A 15,118-nucleotide genomic window follows, 5' to 3' on the forward strand; every position below is an offset into this window, starting at 1 on the left:
GCCTTGGGCGCGGGATCATCCGCTGCCGCAGCTGGGGGGCCGCAACGAATGGCGCGCATTGTAGCCGCAAGGTCGGGCACTGGACACTCCGGCTGGCAGTCAGCAAAAAGTGTGGTCGCGTATTAGCAAATTGCCATCGCGCCCTGCCCGCTCCGGACTGGCCGAACCTTGTCCCACCGCGTTCAGTGGCCGATCCGTCGTGCCGAACGGCGTATCAAGCCGATCACCGGCAGCAGGCCGACCAGCACCAGGGTCAGGGCGGGCAATGCGGCGCGGGCCCATTCCCCTTCGCTGGTCATTTCGAAGATGCGCACGGCCAGGGTGTCCCAGCCGAAGGGACGCATCAGCAGGGTGGCGGGCATCTCCTTGAGGACGTCGACGAACACCAACAGCGCGGCGCTCAGGGTGCCCGGCACCAGCAGCGGCAGGTAGACGCGGAAGAACAGCGCCGGGCCGCCGACACCGAGGCTGCGGGAAGCCTCCGGCAGCGACGGGCGGATGCGTGCCAGGCCGTTCTCCAACGGGCCGTAGGCCACCGCCATGAAGCGCACCAGGTAGGCCAGCAGCAGCGCGCCGAGGCTGCCCAGCAGCAGCGGCTTGCCGGCACCGCCGAGCCAGCCGGACAGCGGGATCACCAGGTGTTTATCGAGGTAGCTGAAGGCAAGCATGAGGGACACCGCCAGCACCGAGCCTGGCAGCGCATAGCCGAGGTTGGCCAGGCCGACTGCGGCGCGCACCGGCCGGGCCGGTGCCAGGCGACGGGAGAAGGCCAGCAGCAGCGCCACGCAGACCGTGAGCAGCGCAGCTATGCCGCCGAGGTAGAGGGTGTGCAGGATCAGCCCGGCATAGCGCTCGTCGAGGTCGAAGCGGCCACGCTGCCAGAACCACACCAGCAACTGCAGCATTGGGATGACAAAGGCACAGGCGAACACCAGGGAGCACCAGAAGGTCGCCGCCAGGGCCTTGATCCCGCGCAGGTGGTAGAGCGCCTTGCCCCGTGGCCGCTCGCTGGCCGGGCGGCTGGCGCCACGGGCGCGGCGCTCGCCATAGAGCACCAGGCAGACGCCGAGCAGCAGCAGGCTGGCCAGCTGGGCGGCGCTGGATAGGCTGAAGAAGCCGTACCAGGTCTTGTAGATGGCGGTGGTGAAAGTGTCGAAGTTGAACACCGCCACGGCGCCGAAGTCCGCCAGGGTTTCCATGACCGCCAGGGCCAGGCCTGCGCCGATGGCCGGTCGCGCCATGGGCAGGGCGACCCGCCAGAACGCCTGCCAGGGCGATTGTCCGAGAACCCGGGCGGCTTCCATCAGCCCCTTGCCCTGGGCCAGGAAGGCGGCGCGGGCCAGCAGGTAGACGTACGGATAGAAGACCAGCACCAGCACCGTGATCACCCCGCCGGTCGAGCGCACCCGCGGCAACCGCAAGCCGCTGCCGAACCACTCGCGGAGCAGGGTCTGCACCGGGCCGGAGAAATCGAACAGGCCGATGAAGACGAAGGCCAGCACGTAGGCCGGTACGGCGAAGGGCAACATCAGCGCCCAGTCCAGCCAGCGCCGGCCGGGGAATTCGCAGAGGCTGGTGAGCCAGGCCAGGCTGACGCCGATCACGGTCACGCCCACCGACACGCCGGTGACCAGCACCAGGGTATTGCCCAGCAGGCGCGGCATCTGGGTTTCCCAGAGGTGGGACCAGATTTCCCCATCCACTTCCCCCCAGGACAGCAGCAGGACGCTCAGGGGCAGCAGAACCAGGAAGGCGACGGCAAAGCTGATGGGATACCAGCGACGCTGGGCGGGATGGGCCACGCAAACCTCTCGGGGATCGAAACAGGACGCCCCGGGCTGGCCGGGGCGTCGAGTATAGCGGCAGTGCGGCGGATCAGTTCCAGCCGACGCGGTCCATCATCTTGATGGCCTCGGCCTGGCGCTTGCCGGCCACTTCCACCGGGATGGTGTCGGCCTTGAAACTGCCCCAGGCGGCGACTTCATCCGACGGCTTGACCTTCGGGTTGGCCGGGAACTCTTGATTAATGCTGGCGAACAGGCTCTGCGCCTCGTCGGTGGTCATCCACTCCACCAGGGCCTTGGCGGCCTCGGGGTGCGGCGCGTGCTTGGTCAGGCCGACGCCCGACAGGTTGACGTGCACACCGCGGTCAGACTGGTTCGGCCAGAAGATCTTCACCCGCAGCTCCGGGTTTTCCTTGTGCAGGCGGCCGTAGTAGTAGGTGTTGACGATGCCCACGTCGCACTGGCCGGCATCCACCGCCTGGATCACGGCGTTATCGTCGGCAAACACGTCGGTGGCCAGGTTGTTCACCCAGCCCTGGAGGATTTCTTCGGTCTTGGCCGCACCATGGGATTCGATCAGGGTGGCGGTCAGCGACTGGTTGTAGACCTTCTTCGCGGTACGCAGGCAGAGGCGGCCTTCCCAGTTCTTGTCGGCCAGCGCCTCGTAGGTGGACAGCTCTTCCGGCTTCACCCGCTCGGTGGAATAGACGATGGTCCGCGCGCGCAGCGACAGGCCGGTCCAGGCGTGGGTGCCGGAGCGATACTGGGGCGGGATGTTGCTGTCGATCACCGGCGAGGTGAAGGGTTGCAGGATGCCCATCTGTTCGGCTTGCCACAGGTTGCCGGCGTCGACGGTGAGCAGCAGGTCGGCTACGCCGTTCTCCCCTTCGGCCTTGATCCGCTGCATCAGCGGAGCTTCCTTGTCGGTGATGAACTTGATCTGCACGCCGGTCTTGGCGGTGTAGGCATCGAACACCGGCTTGATCAGCTCATCGATTCGCGAGGAGTAGACCACCACTTCATCGGCGGCCTGGGCCGAAACAGCGGCGGCGGACAGCGCCAGGAGCGCGAAAAGGGACTTACGTACCCGCATTGCAGGAGCCTCTTGTGATGGCAACAAAGGCTGAATGATAGTCAACCTCAGTTGAGAGCTGTAGCTAGATTTTTCCCGGGGAATGTTTCGACATGTATCCCGCTCCGCCATGGAGCGGGATTGAGCTTGCTCAGGCGCGTGCCAGATCCGGCAAGTCACCAGAAAGTCCGAGGGCCTGACGCACAAAAAGCGCCTTGGCCTCAGGCATGCCGTCGACCCATTTCAGGCCGCTGTTGCGCAGCCAGCGCAGGGGCAGCGGATTGGCCTGGAACAACCGCTCGAAACCTTCCATTGCCGCCATCATCGCCAGGTTGTGGGGCATGCGCCGACGCTCGAAGCGGCCCAGCACACGCTCGTCGGCCAGGCGCTCGCCACGGCCATTGGCATGCAGCAGGACTTCGGCCAGCACCGCTGCATCGAGGAAGCCGAGGTTGACCCCCTGCCCTGCCAGCGGATGGATGGTGTGAGCGGCATCGCCGATCAGGGCCAGGCCCTCTTCCACATAGCGCTTGGCATGGCGCTGGCGCAGCGGAATGCACAGGCGCGGGTCGGCGCCGAGCACTTCGCCCAGGCGCCATTCGAATGCCCGGCCGAGTTCGTTGCAGAAGGCGGCATCGTCCAGCGCCATCAGGCGCTCGGCCTCGGTCGGGGTGACCGACCAGACGATGGAGCACCAGTGCTCGTCATCCCGTTCCAGGGGCAGGAAGGCCAGCGGACCGTCGTCGGTGAAACGCTGCCAGGCGGTGCGCTGGTGCGGTTCGGCACAGCGCACGCTGGTAACGATGGCGTGATGCAGGTAATCCCATTCGCGGGTGGCGCAACCGGCCAGGCGGCGCACCGCGGAGTTGGCACCGTCGGCGGCGACTACCAGGGGCGCGCGCAGTTCGCGGCCGTCCACCAGGGTCAGCAGCCAGTCATCACCGGAGCGGCGCAGGCGTTCCAGGCGCGCACCGGGCATCAGGCCGATACCGCTGTCGTGCAGGGGTTCCATCAGCGCGTCCTGAACCACGCGGTTCTCGACGATGTGGCCCAGCACCTCGGCATGCACGCTGGAGGCGGAGAAGTGGATCTGCCCGGTACCGGAGCCGTCCCAGACACGCATTTCGGAATACGGGCTGCTGCGCCGCGCGAGCACGCCCGGCCAGGCACCCAGGCGCAGGAGGATGCGCTGGCTGGCGGCGGACAGGGCGCTGACACGCGGTTCGAAGGCCGCGGCCGGGTCGAATGGCTTGACGCTGAGCGGACTGCCGTCGATCAGCAGGATGTCCAGGCCACTGTCCTTCAGCGCCAGGGCCAGTGCACTGCCGACCATGCCGGCGCCCACGATGATCAGATCCGCGCGCAATTCCATATCAGGCCTTGAGGCTCCCTGTGTGTCCGTTCGAGGCACGCCCGGTCAGTCCGGGCGAGTGCCCAGGCCCATGGCCTGGCGGGCGAACCAGCGTTTGGCCGGCGGCAGCAGGTCGAGGCCGAGCAGGCCCAGGTTGCGTCCGGCGGCCAGCAGCGGCTCGGCGTTGGAGAAGAGGCGGGTCACCTGGTCGGAGAAGCCCACCGTGAGGTTCTGGTCCAGGCGCTGACGCTGCACGTAGCCCTGCAGGGTGGCGAAGTCGCCTGGCAGCCGGTCGCTGGCCAACAGTGCCTCGGCCAGAGCCTGGGCGTCACGCAACGACAGGTTGTAGCCCTGGCCGGCAATGGGATGCAGGCTGTGGGCGGCGTTGCCCAGCACCACGAGATTGGAGCGTACCTGCTCTTCGGCTTCCACCAGCTCCAGCGGATAGAGGTGGCGCGCGCCGACCTGCTGGAACGCCCCCAGGCGATAGCCGAAGGTTGCCTGCAGTTCGTCGAGGAAGCGCCGCTCGTCCAGTCGGGCCAGGCGTTCGGCGTCGTCACCGGGGCGGCTCCAGATCAGCGCACAGCGATTCTCCGGCAGCGGCAGCAGGGCCATCGGACCGTCATCGGTGAAGCGTTCGAAGGCCTGGCCACGGTGGGCTTCCAGCGGGCTGACGTTGGCGATCAGCGCGGTCTGTTGGTAAGGGGAGCGACGCACGCCGATGCCCAGTTGTTCGCGCAGGCCGGAACGGCCGCCATCGGCGAGCACGGCGAGGTCGCAGTCGAGCTGGGTTTCGTCGTTCAGGGTCAGGCGGTATCCGCCCTCCAGGGCCTGCATGCCGACCACTTCGGCCGGGCAGTGCCAGGTCACCACGTCTTCGTCCAGGGCCTGCCAGAGGCACTGGCCGAGCCAGGCGTTCTCCACCACGTAGCCCAAGGCCGGAACGCCTTCTTCAAGTGCGGCCAGGCGGGCGGCGCCGAAGCGTCCGCGATCGGAGACGTGGATCTGCAGGATGGGTTCGGCGCGCTGGGCGATGGTCTGCCAAAGGCCGTGGCGCTCGTAGATCTGCCGGCTGCCGAAGGACAGCGCGGACGAACGGGCATCGTAGCTGGGCTGGAAGCTGTTGCCGGGGGCGAAGGGCTCGATCAGGACGATCTTCCAGCCCCGCGCCCGGGCGCCTTCCTGCAGCGCCAGGGCAAGGCTGGCACCGACCAGTCCGCCGCCGATGATCGCGACTTGGCTGCGGTGCATGTCAGGCGGCCTGGCTGCGCGCAGCGGCCATCAGCGCCTCGATTTCGTCCACGGTCTTGGGCACGCCGCCGGTGAGGATTTCGCAGCCGGTCTTGGTCACCACCACATCGTCCTCGATGCGCACGCCAATGCCGCGCCACTTCTTCGCCACGTCCTGGTTGTCGGCGCCGATATAGATGCCGGGTTCGACGGTCATCGACATGCCGGGCTCCAGCACGCGCCACTCGCCGCCGACCTTGTATTCGCCGACATCGTGCACGTCCATGCCCAGCCAGTGGCCGGCGCGGTGCATATAGAAGGCCTTGTAGGCTTCGGAGGCGATCAGTTCATCGACATCGCCCTTGAGCAGGCCCAGCTCCACCAGTCCGGCGGTGATGACCCGCACGGTGGCCTCATGGGCTTCGTTCCAGTGCTTGCCGGGGGCGATTTCGAGGAAAGCGGCTTCCTGGGATTTCAGCACCAGCTCGTAGATGGCCTTCTGCTCGGGGCTGAAGCGGCCGCTGACCGGGAAGGTGCGTGTGATGTCGCTGGCGTAGCAGTCGAGCTCGCAGGCGGCGTCGATCAGCACCAGGTCACCGTCCTTCAGCGGCGCGTCGTTCTCGCGGTAGTGCAGGATGCAGGCGTTCTTGCCGGCGGCGACGATGGAACCATAGGCCGGCATCTTCGCGCCGCCCTTGCGGAACTCATATTCCAGCTCGGCTTCCAGGTGGTATTCGTACAGACCTGCACGGGAGGCCTGCATGGCGCGCACGTGGGCGCGGGCGGACACCTCGGCGGCCTCGCGCATGACCTTCACTTCCGCCGCCGACTTGTACAGGCGCATGTCGTGCAGCAGGTGATCGAGCGCGACGAACTCCTTCGGCGGCTGGGCACCCTGGCGGGCCTTGGAGCGGATGGTATTGACCCACTCCATCAGGTGCTGATCGAACTCGGTGTTGGTGCCGATGGAGTAGTAGACGCGGCTGCGCCCTTCGATCAGGCCGGGCAGGATGTCGTCGATGTCTCCGATGGGGAACGCGTCGTCGGCACCGAAATCCCGGATGGCACCGTCCTGGCCGGCGCGCAGGCCGTCCCAGAGTTCACGCTCCGGATCGCGCTCGCGGCAGAACAGCACGTACTCGCCATGCTCGCGGCCGGGAATCAGCACCAGCACCGCTTCCGGCTCGGGGAAGCCGCTGAGGTACTGGAAGTCGCTGTCCTGGCGGTAGACGTGCTCGACGTCGCGATTGCGGATATGCACGGGCGCGGCGGGCAGGATGGCGATGCTGTTGGCTTCCATCTGCGCCATCAGCGCCTTGCGGCGTCGGGCGTATTCGGCCTTGGGGATACGGGTCATGCGCGCTCCTTCAGGGCGGGCGGGTGCCCGCCACAAGGGTCAATGCAACGAGGGTTTGGCAGCTGGCGCGGCGGGCTTGGCACACTCGGCGAAGAGCAGCAGGGGCGCCACGCGCAGGTACTCCATCACTTCCATATAGTCGCTCTCGCCATCCTCGGAGTCTTCCAGGGCGCTTTGCACCTGGGCGATCGAGGCGAGGTCCTGGAGCACTTCCACGGCCTCACCGGACAGCGCGCCCTCGCGGGCGGTCAGGCCGAAGCCGCCGAGGAAGCCCTGGCACCAATGGCCAAGGGCGGCGGCACGTTCGGCCAGCGGTGCGTCGTCGCTGGGCAGCAGCAGAACCACGGCCATCTCGGTGCCGGTCAGTTCGCTCTTGACCATTTCCTGCAGGCCGATCAGGGCCTGGCGCAGGCTGTCCTGGGGAGCGCTGCCGAGCAGTTCCTCGGCGTCGACCAGCCAGGGCTCAGGCTCGAAACCGGCACCGGCACAGCTGCGACCGAGCAGCATGCCATGCAGTTCGGCGGGGGAAACCGCCTGGCCGGAAGTGGCCAGAAGCGCGGCGAAAGCGTTGTAGGGAGAATTCGAACTGGACATAAGGGTGGCTAGGCGCCAGAAGGCGCAATCACTAGAATGACGGCCTCGTATCCTAGCAGCCTGGCGCCCTGAAGGCAGCATTGGCCGCCCGGTCACGACGCCCTATCTGCGTACCTGCGACAATTCGCACCGGCAGTTATGGGTTTGACCCTTCCTCGCGTCGATCCTATATAGTCCCGGTCACTCCTCACCAAGTAGACAGCCCATGGAAGACGCCGAACTGCATGCACTGACGGCCAAGCTGGAATTGCTGATCCAGCGTGTCGAGCAGCTCAAGGCCCAGAACCGGCTCCTGCTTGCCAGCGAGAAGGCCTGGCGTGAAGAACGCGCTCATCTGATCGAAAAGAACGAAATGGCCCGGCTCAAGGTCGAAGCGATGATTTCGCGCCTGAAAGCCCTGGAGCAGGATTCATGACCCAGTCCAACACCGTCACCGTCCAAATCCTCGATAAGGAATACTGCATCGCCTGTCCTGCGGACGAGCGCGCCAACCTGGAAAGCGCTGCCCGTTATCTGGACGGAAAGATGCGCGAGATTCGTTCCAGCGGGAAAGTCATCGGCGCCGACCGCATCGCCGTGATGGCTGCGCTGAACATTACCCACGACCTGTTGCACAAGCAGCAGCGCCTGGACCAGGAAGCCACGTCCACTCGCGAGCGGGTACGTGATTTGCTCGAGCGCGTTGACCACGCCCTGGCCGCCGATCCGGATGCACAGCAGGCCTGAGCATCGCCCGGCCGCGGCAAACTGACGCTCCTTGACGTTTTTTGACGCAGCCGGACCGACGTGCAGCAGTTTCCTGAATGGTTCTTGGGGTATACTCGCCGCCAGCTCCCTGGTGTGTTGGCCAGTCGGTGATGTCCCTGAGCCGATAAATGCAACCACGGGGGTTGCAAGTTGAGGCCGGTGTGCATGTCCGCCTGACGGAAAGCCTTAACGCCTCCTGCAGCCTCCACCTTGAACTTTCGGGTTCAAGGGCTAACCCGACAGCGGCACGACCGGGGAGTCTATTTTCTTCATGATCTGCGCCGGATCCCACTCCCGCCAGAGCCTGCGCCGTCTGCTCCGCCAGGCCCGTCGCGCACTCACTCCCCTCCAGCAGAAGCAGGCCGCCAAGGCCCTGTACCGCCAGCTCGCGCAGGACCCGCTGTTCCGTCGCGCGCGGCATGTCGCCCTCTATTTGCCCACCAACGGCGAGATCGACCCCCGCCCGCTGCTGCGCGAAGCCCAGCGCCGGGGCAAGAATGCCTACCTGCCGGTGCTCAACGCCTGGCCACGGGAAAAAATGGTGTTCCAGCGCCTACTGCCGGGCGAACGGCTGCAGAAGAATCGCTTCCGCATCCTCGAACCGCGGGCCAATCAGGCGCAGCAACGCAAGGTCTGGGCACTGGATCTGGTGATGATGCCCCTGGTGGGCTTCGATGAATTCGGCGGACGGCTGGGAATGGGCGGCGGTTTCTACGACCGCAGCCTGGCCTACCTGGCGCGCCGGCGGCAATGGCGCAAACCGACCCTGCTGGGCCTGGCGCATGAATGCCAGAAAGTGGACAGGCTGGAGCTCGCCAGCTGGGACGTGGCCTTGCAGGCGACCGTAACGGACAGAGGCTGGTACTGAGTAGACTGACGGCGGCACCGCGATCCTTGCGGTGCCGGTCGGGGTAGGATCAGGGCTGTTGGGTCAGATTGACGGGCGCGCTGCTCTGGCGTTCCCACAGACTCTGCGTGTAACCGGTGGTAACCACACCCAGGCCGAAAATGATGACCAATACCCAGAGGATGTCTGGCTTTTTGCGTTTCATCGATTGCCTCCCCCTTGCAGGCAAACTTCGCGCGATAACCGATGGCGAATTGTTGTTTTGGTTTTGACCGTACGGCGGCAGCAGCTTAAAGCGCGGCATTTTCCGGCAACGTGAGCGAACACGCAATTTATGACGCCAACCGGCTGTCGGCCAGACTCCAAGCTGGGAAGCCCCAATTAAGGACGAACGTACAGGAGCAAAGTTCATGCCTTTCTGGCTGATGAAATCCGAACCCGACGAACTTTCCATCCACGACCTGCAGCGCCTGGGCAAGGCGCGCTGGGACGGCGTGCGCAACTACCAGGCGCGCAACTTCATGCGTGCCATGCGCCCGGGCGAACTGTTCTTCTTCTATCACTCGAGCTGCCCGGAACCGGGCATCGCCGGCATCGCGCGAATCGCCGGGGAGGTCTATCCGGACCCCACTGCGCTGGATCCACAGAGCCACTACCACGACCCCAAGGCCAGCCCGGAGAAGAACCCCTGGAGCGCCCTGGACGTGGAGTTCGTCGAGGCATTTCCGCAGGTCATCCCCCTTGGTCAGATACGCCAGCAGGCGGTGTTGTCCGGCATGCCGCTGGTGCAGAAAGGCAGCCGCCTGTCGGTAATGCCGGTAACCGAAGAAGAATGGGCCGGGGTACTCGCCCTCCGTTGAGTCGAACATGGCCCTGTGCTATGACGGAGGGGAATTCCCCGGGGCGCCCCCATGTCGCATGCTCATCCCGCCTGGCTGGTCCGAACGACACTCGCCCTGCTCTTCCTGGCGCTGTGCGGTACCAGCCTGCTGCTCTGGAAACAGATGGAAAATGCCCAGCAGGAGCGCATCCGCGACCGTGTCGGCTACCAGGCCCGTGCTCTGGCCGCCGAACTGGAAAACAACCTGGTGGACGAAGTTGAGGGCCTGCGCCGCATGGCCCTGCTGTGGAGCCATCAGGACCGGATTCCGCGTGACGAATGGACCCTGGAAGCCAACTTCGCCATGGAGCACTTCCCCGGCTACCAGTCCATCCAGTGGATGGGCGCCGACCTTCGCATGCGCTGGGTACTGCCCGAGAAGGGCAACGAGGCGGCGATCGGCTTCCGCCTGACCCGCAACCATCCCAACTTCAACCTCGCCATGCAGGCCAAGGCCAGCGGCGAGGCGCAACTGTCCAACAGCTTCCCCCTGGTACAGGGCGGGCGCGGCTTCGTGCTCTACACCCCGCTCTACATCAAGGATGAACAAAGCGACCACACGTTCGACGGTTTCCTCCAGGGCGTTTTCCGCGTCGAGCCGTTGATGGACGCGCTCCTCGCCAGCCTCGATAACCGCGACTTCAGCGTCCAGCTACTGGAATCCGGCCAGTCCATCTACGAGCAGGAACAGCCGGACAGCCTGACCTCGCTCAGCCAGCGCGTCCCGCTGCACCTGCTCAACAACAGCAACTTCGCCCTGCAGCTTTCACCCACCCGCAAACTGGTGGAACAGCTCAGCTCGCCTCTGCCCCAGGTGGCACTCGGTGCCAGCCTGCTCACCAGCCTGCTGCTGGTCGCCGCCCTCGCCCTGGCGCTTGAGAACGCCCGCCGTGCCAGCGCCCTGCAGGATGGTTACCGGCGCCTGAATGATGAAGTCAGCCAGCGCGAGCATGCCGAGCAGGACCTGAACGAAAGCCGCGAGCGCCTGCAGCTGGTCCTCGACCTGACCGACTTCAGCCAGGATGGCCTGTTCATCTTCGACCTCGCCAACCGCGAGATCCTGCATATGAACCGGGCCACCCACGCCAGCCTCGGCTACAGCGCCGATGCCTTCCGTCACTTGTTGAAGGAGGACCCGGAGCAGCTGCTACCTGGCTTTCACACCTGGCTGGAGTTGGTGCGCCAGGCCCGCCGGGATGGCGACTCGGGCATTTTCCAGCGCGAGATGCGCCGCGCCGACGACAGTCTCCAGGCAGCGGAGATCAGCGCCCAGTTGGTGACCCTGAACGGCCGCGACTACTTGATTGGCGTCTCCCGCGACAATCGCGAACGCCTGGAACTTGAAGCGCGTCTGCAGCGGCTATCCCAGCAGGATGGCCTGACCGGCCTTTTCAACCGCCGCTACTTCGACCGCCAGCTGAACGGCGAATGGCGCCGCCTGCGCCGTCTCGGCGCGCCGCTGGCGCTGCTGATGCTGGATGTGGATCACTTCAAGGCATTCAACGACCGGCTCGGCCACCAGGCCGGTGACGACGCCCTGCGCCGGGTCGCCCAGGCCCTGCAGCAGAGCTTGCAGCGCGAAGGCGATGTGGCCTGCCGTTATGGCGGCGAAGAGTTCGCCATCATCCTCGCCAACACCGCCGAAGACGGCGCTCAGCATGTGGCGGACCGGGTGATGGAGCAGGTGGGCGAGCTGGATATCGACCATCCGGGCAGCCCGGTGGGGCGGCTGACCCTGAGCATCGGCATCGCGGTCTCCGACCCGGCCCGCGAAGACCAGCCCGACAGCCTGGTATCACGCAGCGACGCCGCGCTCTACCGGGCCAAGCGCGAAGGGCGAAATCGCACCTGCCTGTGGGAGAAGACTCAGGGCTGAATGATCAGGTTGTTGAATAGCAGGTCGTCCACCAGCGGGGCGCCTTCCTCGCTGTGCAAAACCTGCTGCACCTGCTTGAGGGCTTCCTGGCGCAGCTTTTCCTTGGAATCGGACGAGTTCAGCGTTTCGTCGGTCTGCTGGGAGAACAGCATCACCAGTTGGTTGCGGATCAGCGGCTCATGGCGCGTGACCTTTTCTTCCGCCTCGGGGCCGGTGACCCGCAGGGAGATGTCGGCCTTGTAGTACTTCAGGCGCGGGCCGGGCCCGTAGTTGCCCACCAGGGACGGCACCAGGTCGATGTAGGCGACCTTGGGCGCCTCGCCTTCCTTGGCCTCCTCCTCGGCCATCGCCAGCAAGGGGAGGGTCAGGGCCAGCAGCATTGCAGTCAGTCTTTTCACCGGGATCATCCTCAGCACGAATGGCGCCTAGCATAGCCACAGGCGCGGCCGCCCCCAAGACCTCCGTTTATGCAGCTCCATCAGGCCCAGCCATGCTGATTGACCCCCGGAGCCCCCCACCTACACTGCAAGGCCACATGCCCGGGGCCAGCGCCCCACGCCAAGGAGCTCCGCGATGAAAGCCGTCCTGTGCAAAGCCTTCGGTCCCGCCGACACCCTGGTGCTGGAGGAAGTCGCCAGCCCCGAACCCAAGAAAAATGAAATCCTGATCGATGTGCATGCCGCCGCGGTCAACTTCCCCGACACCCTGATCATCGAAGGCAAGTACCAGTTCAAGCCGCCCTTCCCCTTCTCCCCGGGTGGTGAGGCGGCTGGCGTCGTCGCGGCGGTGGGCGAAAAGGTCAGCCACCTCAAGCCTGGCGACCGGGTGATGGCGCTGACCGGCTGGGGCAGCTTCGCCGAGCAGGTGGCGGTGCCGTCGTACAACGTGATGCCGATTCCCAAGGGCATCGACTTCAACTCCGCCGCCGCCTTCGGCATGACCTACGGCACCTCGATGCACGCCCTGAAGCAACGCGCCAACCTGCAGCCCGGTGAAACCCTGCTGGTACTCGGCGCTTCCGGTGGCGTCGGCCTGGCGGCAGTGGAAATCGGCAAAGCCATGGGCGCCCGGGTGATCGCCGCCGCCAGCAGCGCGGAAAAACTGGAAGTGGCGAAGGCCGCAGGTGCCGACGCGCTGATCAACTACAGCGAGGAAAACCTCAAGGATCGCGTCAAGGAACTCACCGGCGGCCAGGGCGCCGACGTGATCTACGACCCGGTGGGCGGTGACCTGTTCGACGCCGCCGTGCGCTCGATCAACTGGAACGGCCGCCTGCTGGTGGTGGGTTTCGCCAGCGGCCGTATTCCCGAATTGCCGGTGAACCTCGCACTGCTCAAGGGGGCTTCGGTGGTCGGCGTGTTCTGGGGCTCCTTCGCCCAGCGCCAGCCCCAGGACAACCTGGCCAACTTCCAGCAGCTGTTCGCCTGGTACGCCGAAGGCAAGCTCAAGCCGCTGGTGTCCCAGACCTTCCCGCTGGAGCGCGCAAGCGATGCGATCAATGCCCTGGCCACGCGCCAGGCAGTGGGCAAGGTGGTGGTCGAAGTCCGCTGATTGCTGACTCCTGCCGAAACTCAAAATCCCCGCACTGGCGGGGATTTTTTATGGGTGACATTGGCGCGGGCGGCCCCCCCTCACCCTAGCCCTCTCCCAGAGGGAGAGGGGACCGTTCGGCTTAAAGCGAAGCTACGTAGTTCGCCGGACATCTTGTGCCCACAGGAGAGCGCCAATCTGCCAGGCGGCTCCAATCAGCCCCCTCTCCCTCCGGGAGAGGGTTGGGGTGAGGGGACAGAGTCACCCTGTACGACGGGGGCGATTCCAAGTCCGGGGTTCGCGAGCAACGCCGGAGTCTCAGGAATACAGCGCCTTGAACTGCTCGCGCAGCACGTTCTTCTGCACCTTGCCCATCACATTGCGTGGCAGGGCGTCGACCACCACCACGCGCTTGGGCTGCTTGAAGCGCGCCAGCTTGCCATCGAGTGCAGCAAGGATTTCCGCTTCAGTCGGGGTGTGATCCTTGCTCGCCACCAGCACGGCGGTGACGCCTTCGCCGAAGTCCGGATGCGGCACACCGATCACCGCCGATTCGGCCACGCCCGGCAGGGTGTCGAGGATCTGCTCCAGCTCCTTCGGGTACACGTTGTAGCCGCCGCTGATGATCATGTCCTTGCTGCGCCCGACGATCTGCACGTAGCCATTGGCGTCGATGAAGCCGATGTCGCCGGTCATGAAGTAGCCGTCGGCGCGCAGTTCCTCGGCGGTCTTCTCCGGCATGCGCCAATAGCCCTGGAACACGTTCGGCCCGCGCACCTCGATCATCCCCGGCTCGCCCTGCGGCAGCTGCGTCGGCTCAGGCTGTCCCGGATCGGTGATACGCAGTTCGACGCCTGGAAGCGGAAAGCCGACGGTGCCGGCGATACGCTCGCCATCCAGCGGGTTGGAAGTATTCATGCCGGTCTCGGTCATGCCGTAGCGTTCCAGGATCGCCATGCCAGTGCGCTCGAAGAAAGCCTTGTGGGTCTCGGCGGTGAGCGGCGCGGAACCGGAGATGAACAGGCGCATGTGCGCCACCGCTTCGCGGGTCAGGCCGGCCTGGTCGAGCAGACGGGTGTAGAAGGTCGGCACGCCCATCAGCAGGTTCACCTGCGGCAGCAGGCGAAGGATTTCCGCGGCGTCGAACTTGGCGAGGAAGAGCATCGATCCGCCGGCCATCAACAGGCTGTTGATGGCCACGAACAGGCCATGGATGTGGAAGATCGGCAGCGCGTGGAGCAGCCAGTCGGAGGGGCTGATCTTCCAGTAATCCACCAGCGCGCGCGCGTTGGACACCAGGTTGCCGTGACTGATCATCGCGCCCTTGGAGCGCCCGGTGGTGCCGGAGGTGTAGAGGATCGCAGCGAGGTCGGTGGAGGTGCGCGGCACGTCGGCAAAGCGCCCCGGCTTGCCGTGCACCGCGTCCATCAGCGAGCCGTCGCCGGCATCGCCCAGGGTCGCCACGCGGGCTACGCCGCTGGCCTGTGCAAGTTCGCGGGCTTGCGCTTCGAAGGCCGGCGCACAGACAAACAGCGAGGGCTCGGCATCATCGAGGAAGTAGCGCAATTCCTCGCCCGTGTAGCCGCTATTGAGCGGCAGGTAGACCGCGCCCACACGCAGTACGGCGAGGTAGAGCATCACCGTCTCGGGGCTCTTGTCGACCTGCACGGCCACGCGGTCCCCCGGCTGCACGCCGAGTTCCACCAGCGCGTGGGCAAACTGCGAGGTGCTGCGCAGCATCTCGGCATAGCTGTAGCCGCCACCGTCCGAAGTACGGATGAAGGGCTTGGAAAGGTCACTGGGCAGGTGTTTGCCGACTTCGGCGAAAAGGCTCTGGTTCATGGTGAGTC

Annotated in this window: 15 protein-coding genes and 1 other RNA gene; 7 read left to right on the top strand and 9 right to left on the bottom strand. The window is 65.7% G+C overall.

Going from position 1 to position 15,118, the window contains the following annotated elements; genetic code table 11:
* Positions 1-182 precede the first annotated feature (182 nt).
* The 6 genes from E8E91_RS11385 to E8E91_RS11410 form a co-directional block, all read right to left on the bottom strand.
* On the bottom strand, positions 183-1,802 hold the full coding sequence (locus E8E91_RS11385; RefSeq protein ID WP_280375847.1) for an iron ABC transporter permease: 1,620 nt from the start codon (positions 1,800-1,802) through the stop codon (positions 183-185).
* Positions 1,803-1,875: 73 nt separating this feature from the next.
* A complete protein-coding gene (locus E8E91_RS11390) occupies positions 1,876-2,877 on the bottom strand; it encodes an extracellular solute-binding protein (RefSeq protein WP_280375848.1) in 1,002 nt (333 codons plus the stop codon).
* Between the two features lie 130 nt (positions 2,878-3,007).
* The gene (locus tag E8E91_RS11395; protein ID WP_280370626.1) at positions 3,008-4,222 is read right to left on the bottom strand and encodes a 2-octaprenyl-3-methyl-6-methoxy-1,4-benzoquinol hydroxylase; all 1,215 of its coding nucleotides are present in this window, start codon (positions 4,220-4,222) and stop codon (positions 3,008-3,010) included.
* Positions 4,223-4,273: 51 nt separating this feature from the next.
* Positions 4,274-5,458, bottom strand: a complete 1,185-nt coding sequence (gene ubiH / locus E8E91_RS11400) for a 2-octaprenyl-6-methoxyphenyl hydroxylase (RefSeq protein WP_280375849.1) — start codon at positions 5,456-5,458, stop codon at positions 4,274-4,276.
* 1 nt (position 5,459) lies between these two features.
* The gene (gene pepP / locus E8E91_RS11405; protein WP_280370065.1) at positions 5,460-6,794 is read right to left on the bottom strand and encodes a Xaa-Pro aminopeptidase; all 1,335 of its coding nucleotides are present in this window, start codon (positions 6,792-6,794) and stop codon (positions 5,460-5,462) included.
* Between the two features lie 39 nt (positions 6,795-6,833).
* On the bottom strand, positions 6,834-7,388 hold the full coding sequence (locus tag E8E91_RS11410) for a YecA family protein (protein WP_280375850.1): 555 nt from the start codon (positions 7,386-7,388) through the stop codon (positions 6,834-6,836).
* Positions 7,389-7,593: 205 nt separating this feature from the next.
* Between E8E91_RS11410 and E8E91_RS11415 the strand changes: the two genes are divergently transcribed.
* The 4 genes from E8E91_RS11415 to E8E91_RS11430 all read left to right on the top strand — a co-directional run bounded on the left by E8E91_RS11415 (position 7,594) and on the right by E8E91_RS11430 (position 9,003).
* Positions 7,594-7,803, top strand: coding sequence for a TIGR02449 family protein (locus E8E91_RS11415; protein WP_028626819.1), 210 nt, complete (start codon positions 7,594-7,596; stop codon positions 7,801-7,803).
* Complete coding sequence (locus E8E91_RS11420) at positions 7,800-8,114, top strand: cell division protein ZapA (RefSeq protein ID WP_077525606.1); 315 nt, start codon at positions 7,800-7,802, stop codon at positions 8,112-8,114. The genes E8E91_RS11415 and E8E91_RS11420 overlap by 4 nt, the downstream gene beginning before the upstream one ends.
* A gap of 103 nt (positions 8,115-8,217) precedes the next feature.
* Positions 8,218-8,397: non-coding RNA, 6S RNA (gene ssrS / locus E8E91_RS11425), on the top strand.
* A gap of 9 nt (positions 8,398-8,406) precedes the next feature.
* Complete coding sequence (locus tag E8E91_RS11430) at positions 8,407-9,003, top strand: 5-formyltetrahydrofolate cyclo-ligase (protein WP_280375851.1); 597 nt, start codon at positions 8,407-8,409, stop codon at positions 9,001-9,003.
* A 49-nt stretch (positions 9,004-9,052) separates the two neighbouring features.
* Here E8E91_RS11430 and E8E91_RS11435 read toward each other — a convergent pair whose 3' ends face one another.
* Complete coding sequence (locus E8E91_RS11435) at positions 9,053-9,187, bottom strand: hypothetical protein (protein WP_280375852.1); 135 nt, start codon at positions 9,185-9,187, stop codon at positions 9,053-9,055.
* A gap of 205 nt (positions 9,188-9,392) precedes the next feature.
* Here E8E91_RS11435 and E8E91_RS11440 point away from each other — a divergent pair, with 205 nt between their 5' ends.
* Positions 9,393-9,842, top strand: coding sequence for an EVE domain-containing protein (locus tag E8E91_RS11440; RefSeq protein ID WP_280370060.1), 450 nt, complete (start codon positions 9,393-9,395; stop codon positions 9,840-9,842).
* 51 nt (positions 9,843-9,893) lie between these two features.
* A complete protein-coding gene (locus E8E91_RS11445; protein WP_280375854.1) occupies positions 9,894-11,738 on the top strand; it encodes a diguanylate cyclase in 1,845 nt (614 codons plus the stop codon).
* Here the strand turns inward: E8E91_RS11445 and E8E91_RS11450 are convergent.
* Positions 11,729-12,136 carry a flagellar basal body-associated protein FliL gene (locus tag E8E91_RS11450; protein WP_280375855.1) on the bottom strand — a complete coding sequence of 136 codons (408 nt, stop codon included), beginning with the start codon at positions 12,134-12,136 and terminating at the stop codon, positions 11,729-11,731. The genes E8E91_RS11445 and E8E91_RS11450 overlap by 10 nt on opposite strands.
* Before the next feature lie 175 nt (positions 12,137-12,311).
* Here E8E91_RS11450 and E8E91_RS11455 point away from each other — a divergent pair, with 175 nt between their 5' ends.
* Positions 12,312-13,289: an NADPH:quinone oxidoreductase family protein gene (locus tag E8E91_RS11455; RefSeq protein WP_137821944.1), complete on the top strand. Its 978-nt coding sequence runs from the start codon at positions 12,312-12,314 to the stop codon at positions 13,287-13,289.
* Positions 13,290-13,586: 297 nt separating this feature from the next.
* Here E8E91_RS11455 and E8E91_RS11460 read toward each other — a convergent pair whose 3' ends face one another.
* Positions 13,587-15,110 (bottom strand): malonyl-CoA synthase, encoded by a 1,524-nt coding sequence (locus E8E91_RS11460; RefSeq protein ID WP_280375856.1) that lies wholly within the window; start codon positions 15,108-15,110, stop codon positions 13,587-13,589.
* Positions 15,111-15,118: the final 8 nt, after the last annotated feature.

Origin of the sequence: Pseudomonas sp. BN515 (assembly GCF_029873155.1) — a bacterium.
Taxonomy (GTDB): domain Bacteria; phylum Pseudomonadota; class Gammaproteobacteria; order Pseudomonadales; family Pseudomonadaceae; genus Metapseudomonas.

Bases quoted from the DNA above. Each gene is read 5' to 3' on its own strand.
- E8E91_RS11390 (WP_280375848.1), bottom strand. From the start codon at position 2,877: ATGCGGGTACGTAAGTCCCTTTTCGCGCTCCTGGCGCTGTCCGCCGCC.
- ubiH (WP_280375849.1), bottom strand. From the start codon at position 5,458: ATGCACCGCAGCCAAGTCGCGATCATCGGCGGCGGACTGGTCGGTGCC.
- pepP (WP_280370065.1), bottom strand. From the start codon at position 6,794: ATGACCCGTATCCCCAAGGCCGAATACGCCCGACGCCGCAAGGCGCTG.
- E8E91_RS11410 (WP_280375850.1), bottom strand. From the start codon at position 7,388: ATGTCCAGTTCGAATTCTCCCTACAACGCTTTCGCCGCGCTTCTGGCC.
- E8E91_RS11415 (WP_028626819.1), top strand. From the start codon at position 7,594: ATGGAAGACGCCGAACTGCATGCACTGACGGCCAAGCTGGAATTGCTG.
- E8E91_RS11420 (WP_077525606.1), top strand. From the start codon at position 7,800: ATGACCCAGTCCAACACCGTCACCGTCCAAATCCTCGATAAGGAATAC.
- E8E91_RS11430 (WP_280375851.1), top strand. From the start codon at position 8,407: ATGATCTGCGCCGGATCCCACTCCCGCCAGAGCCTGCGCCGTCTGCTC.
- E8E91_RS11435 (WP_280375852.1), bottom strand. From the start codon at position 9,187: ATGAAACGCAAAAAGCCAGACATCCTCTGGGTATTGGTCATCATTTTC.
- E8E91_RS11440 (WP_280370060.1), top strand. From the start codon at position 9,393: ATGCCTTTCTGGCTGATGAAATCCGAACCCGACGAACTTTCCATCCAC.
- E8E91_RS11445 (WP_280375854.1), top strand. From the start codon at position 9,894: ATGTCGCATGCTCATCCCGCCTGGCTGGTCCGAACGACACTCGCCCTG.
- E8E91_RS11455 (WP_137821944.1), top strand. From the start codon at position 12,312: ATGAAAGCCGTCCTGTGCAAAGCCTTCGGTCCCGCCGACACCCTGGTG.
- E8E91_RS11460 (WP_280375856.1), bottom strand. From the start codon at position 15,110: ATGAACCAGAGCCTTTTCGCCGAAGTCGGCAAACACCTGCCCAGTGAC.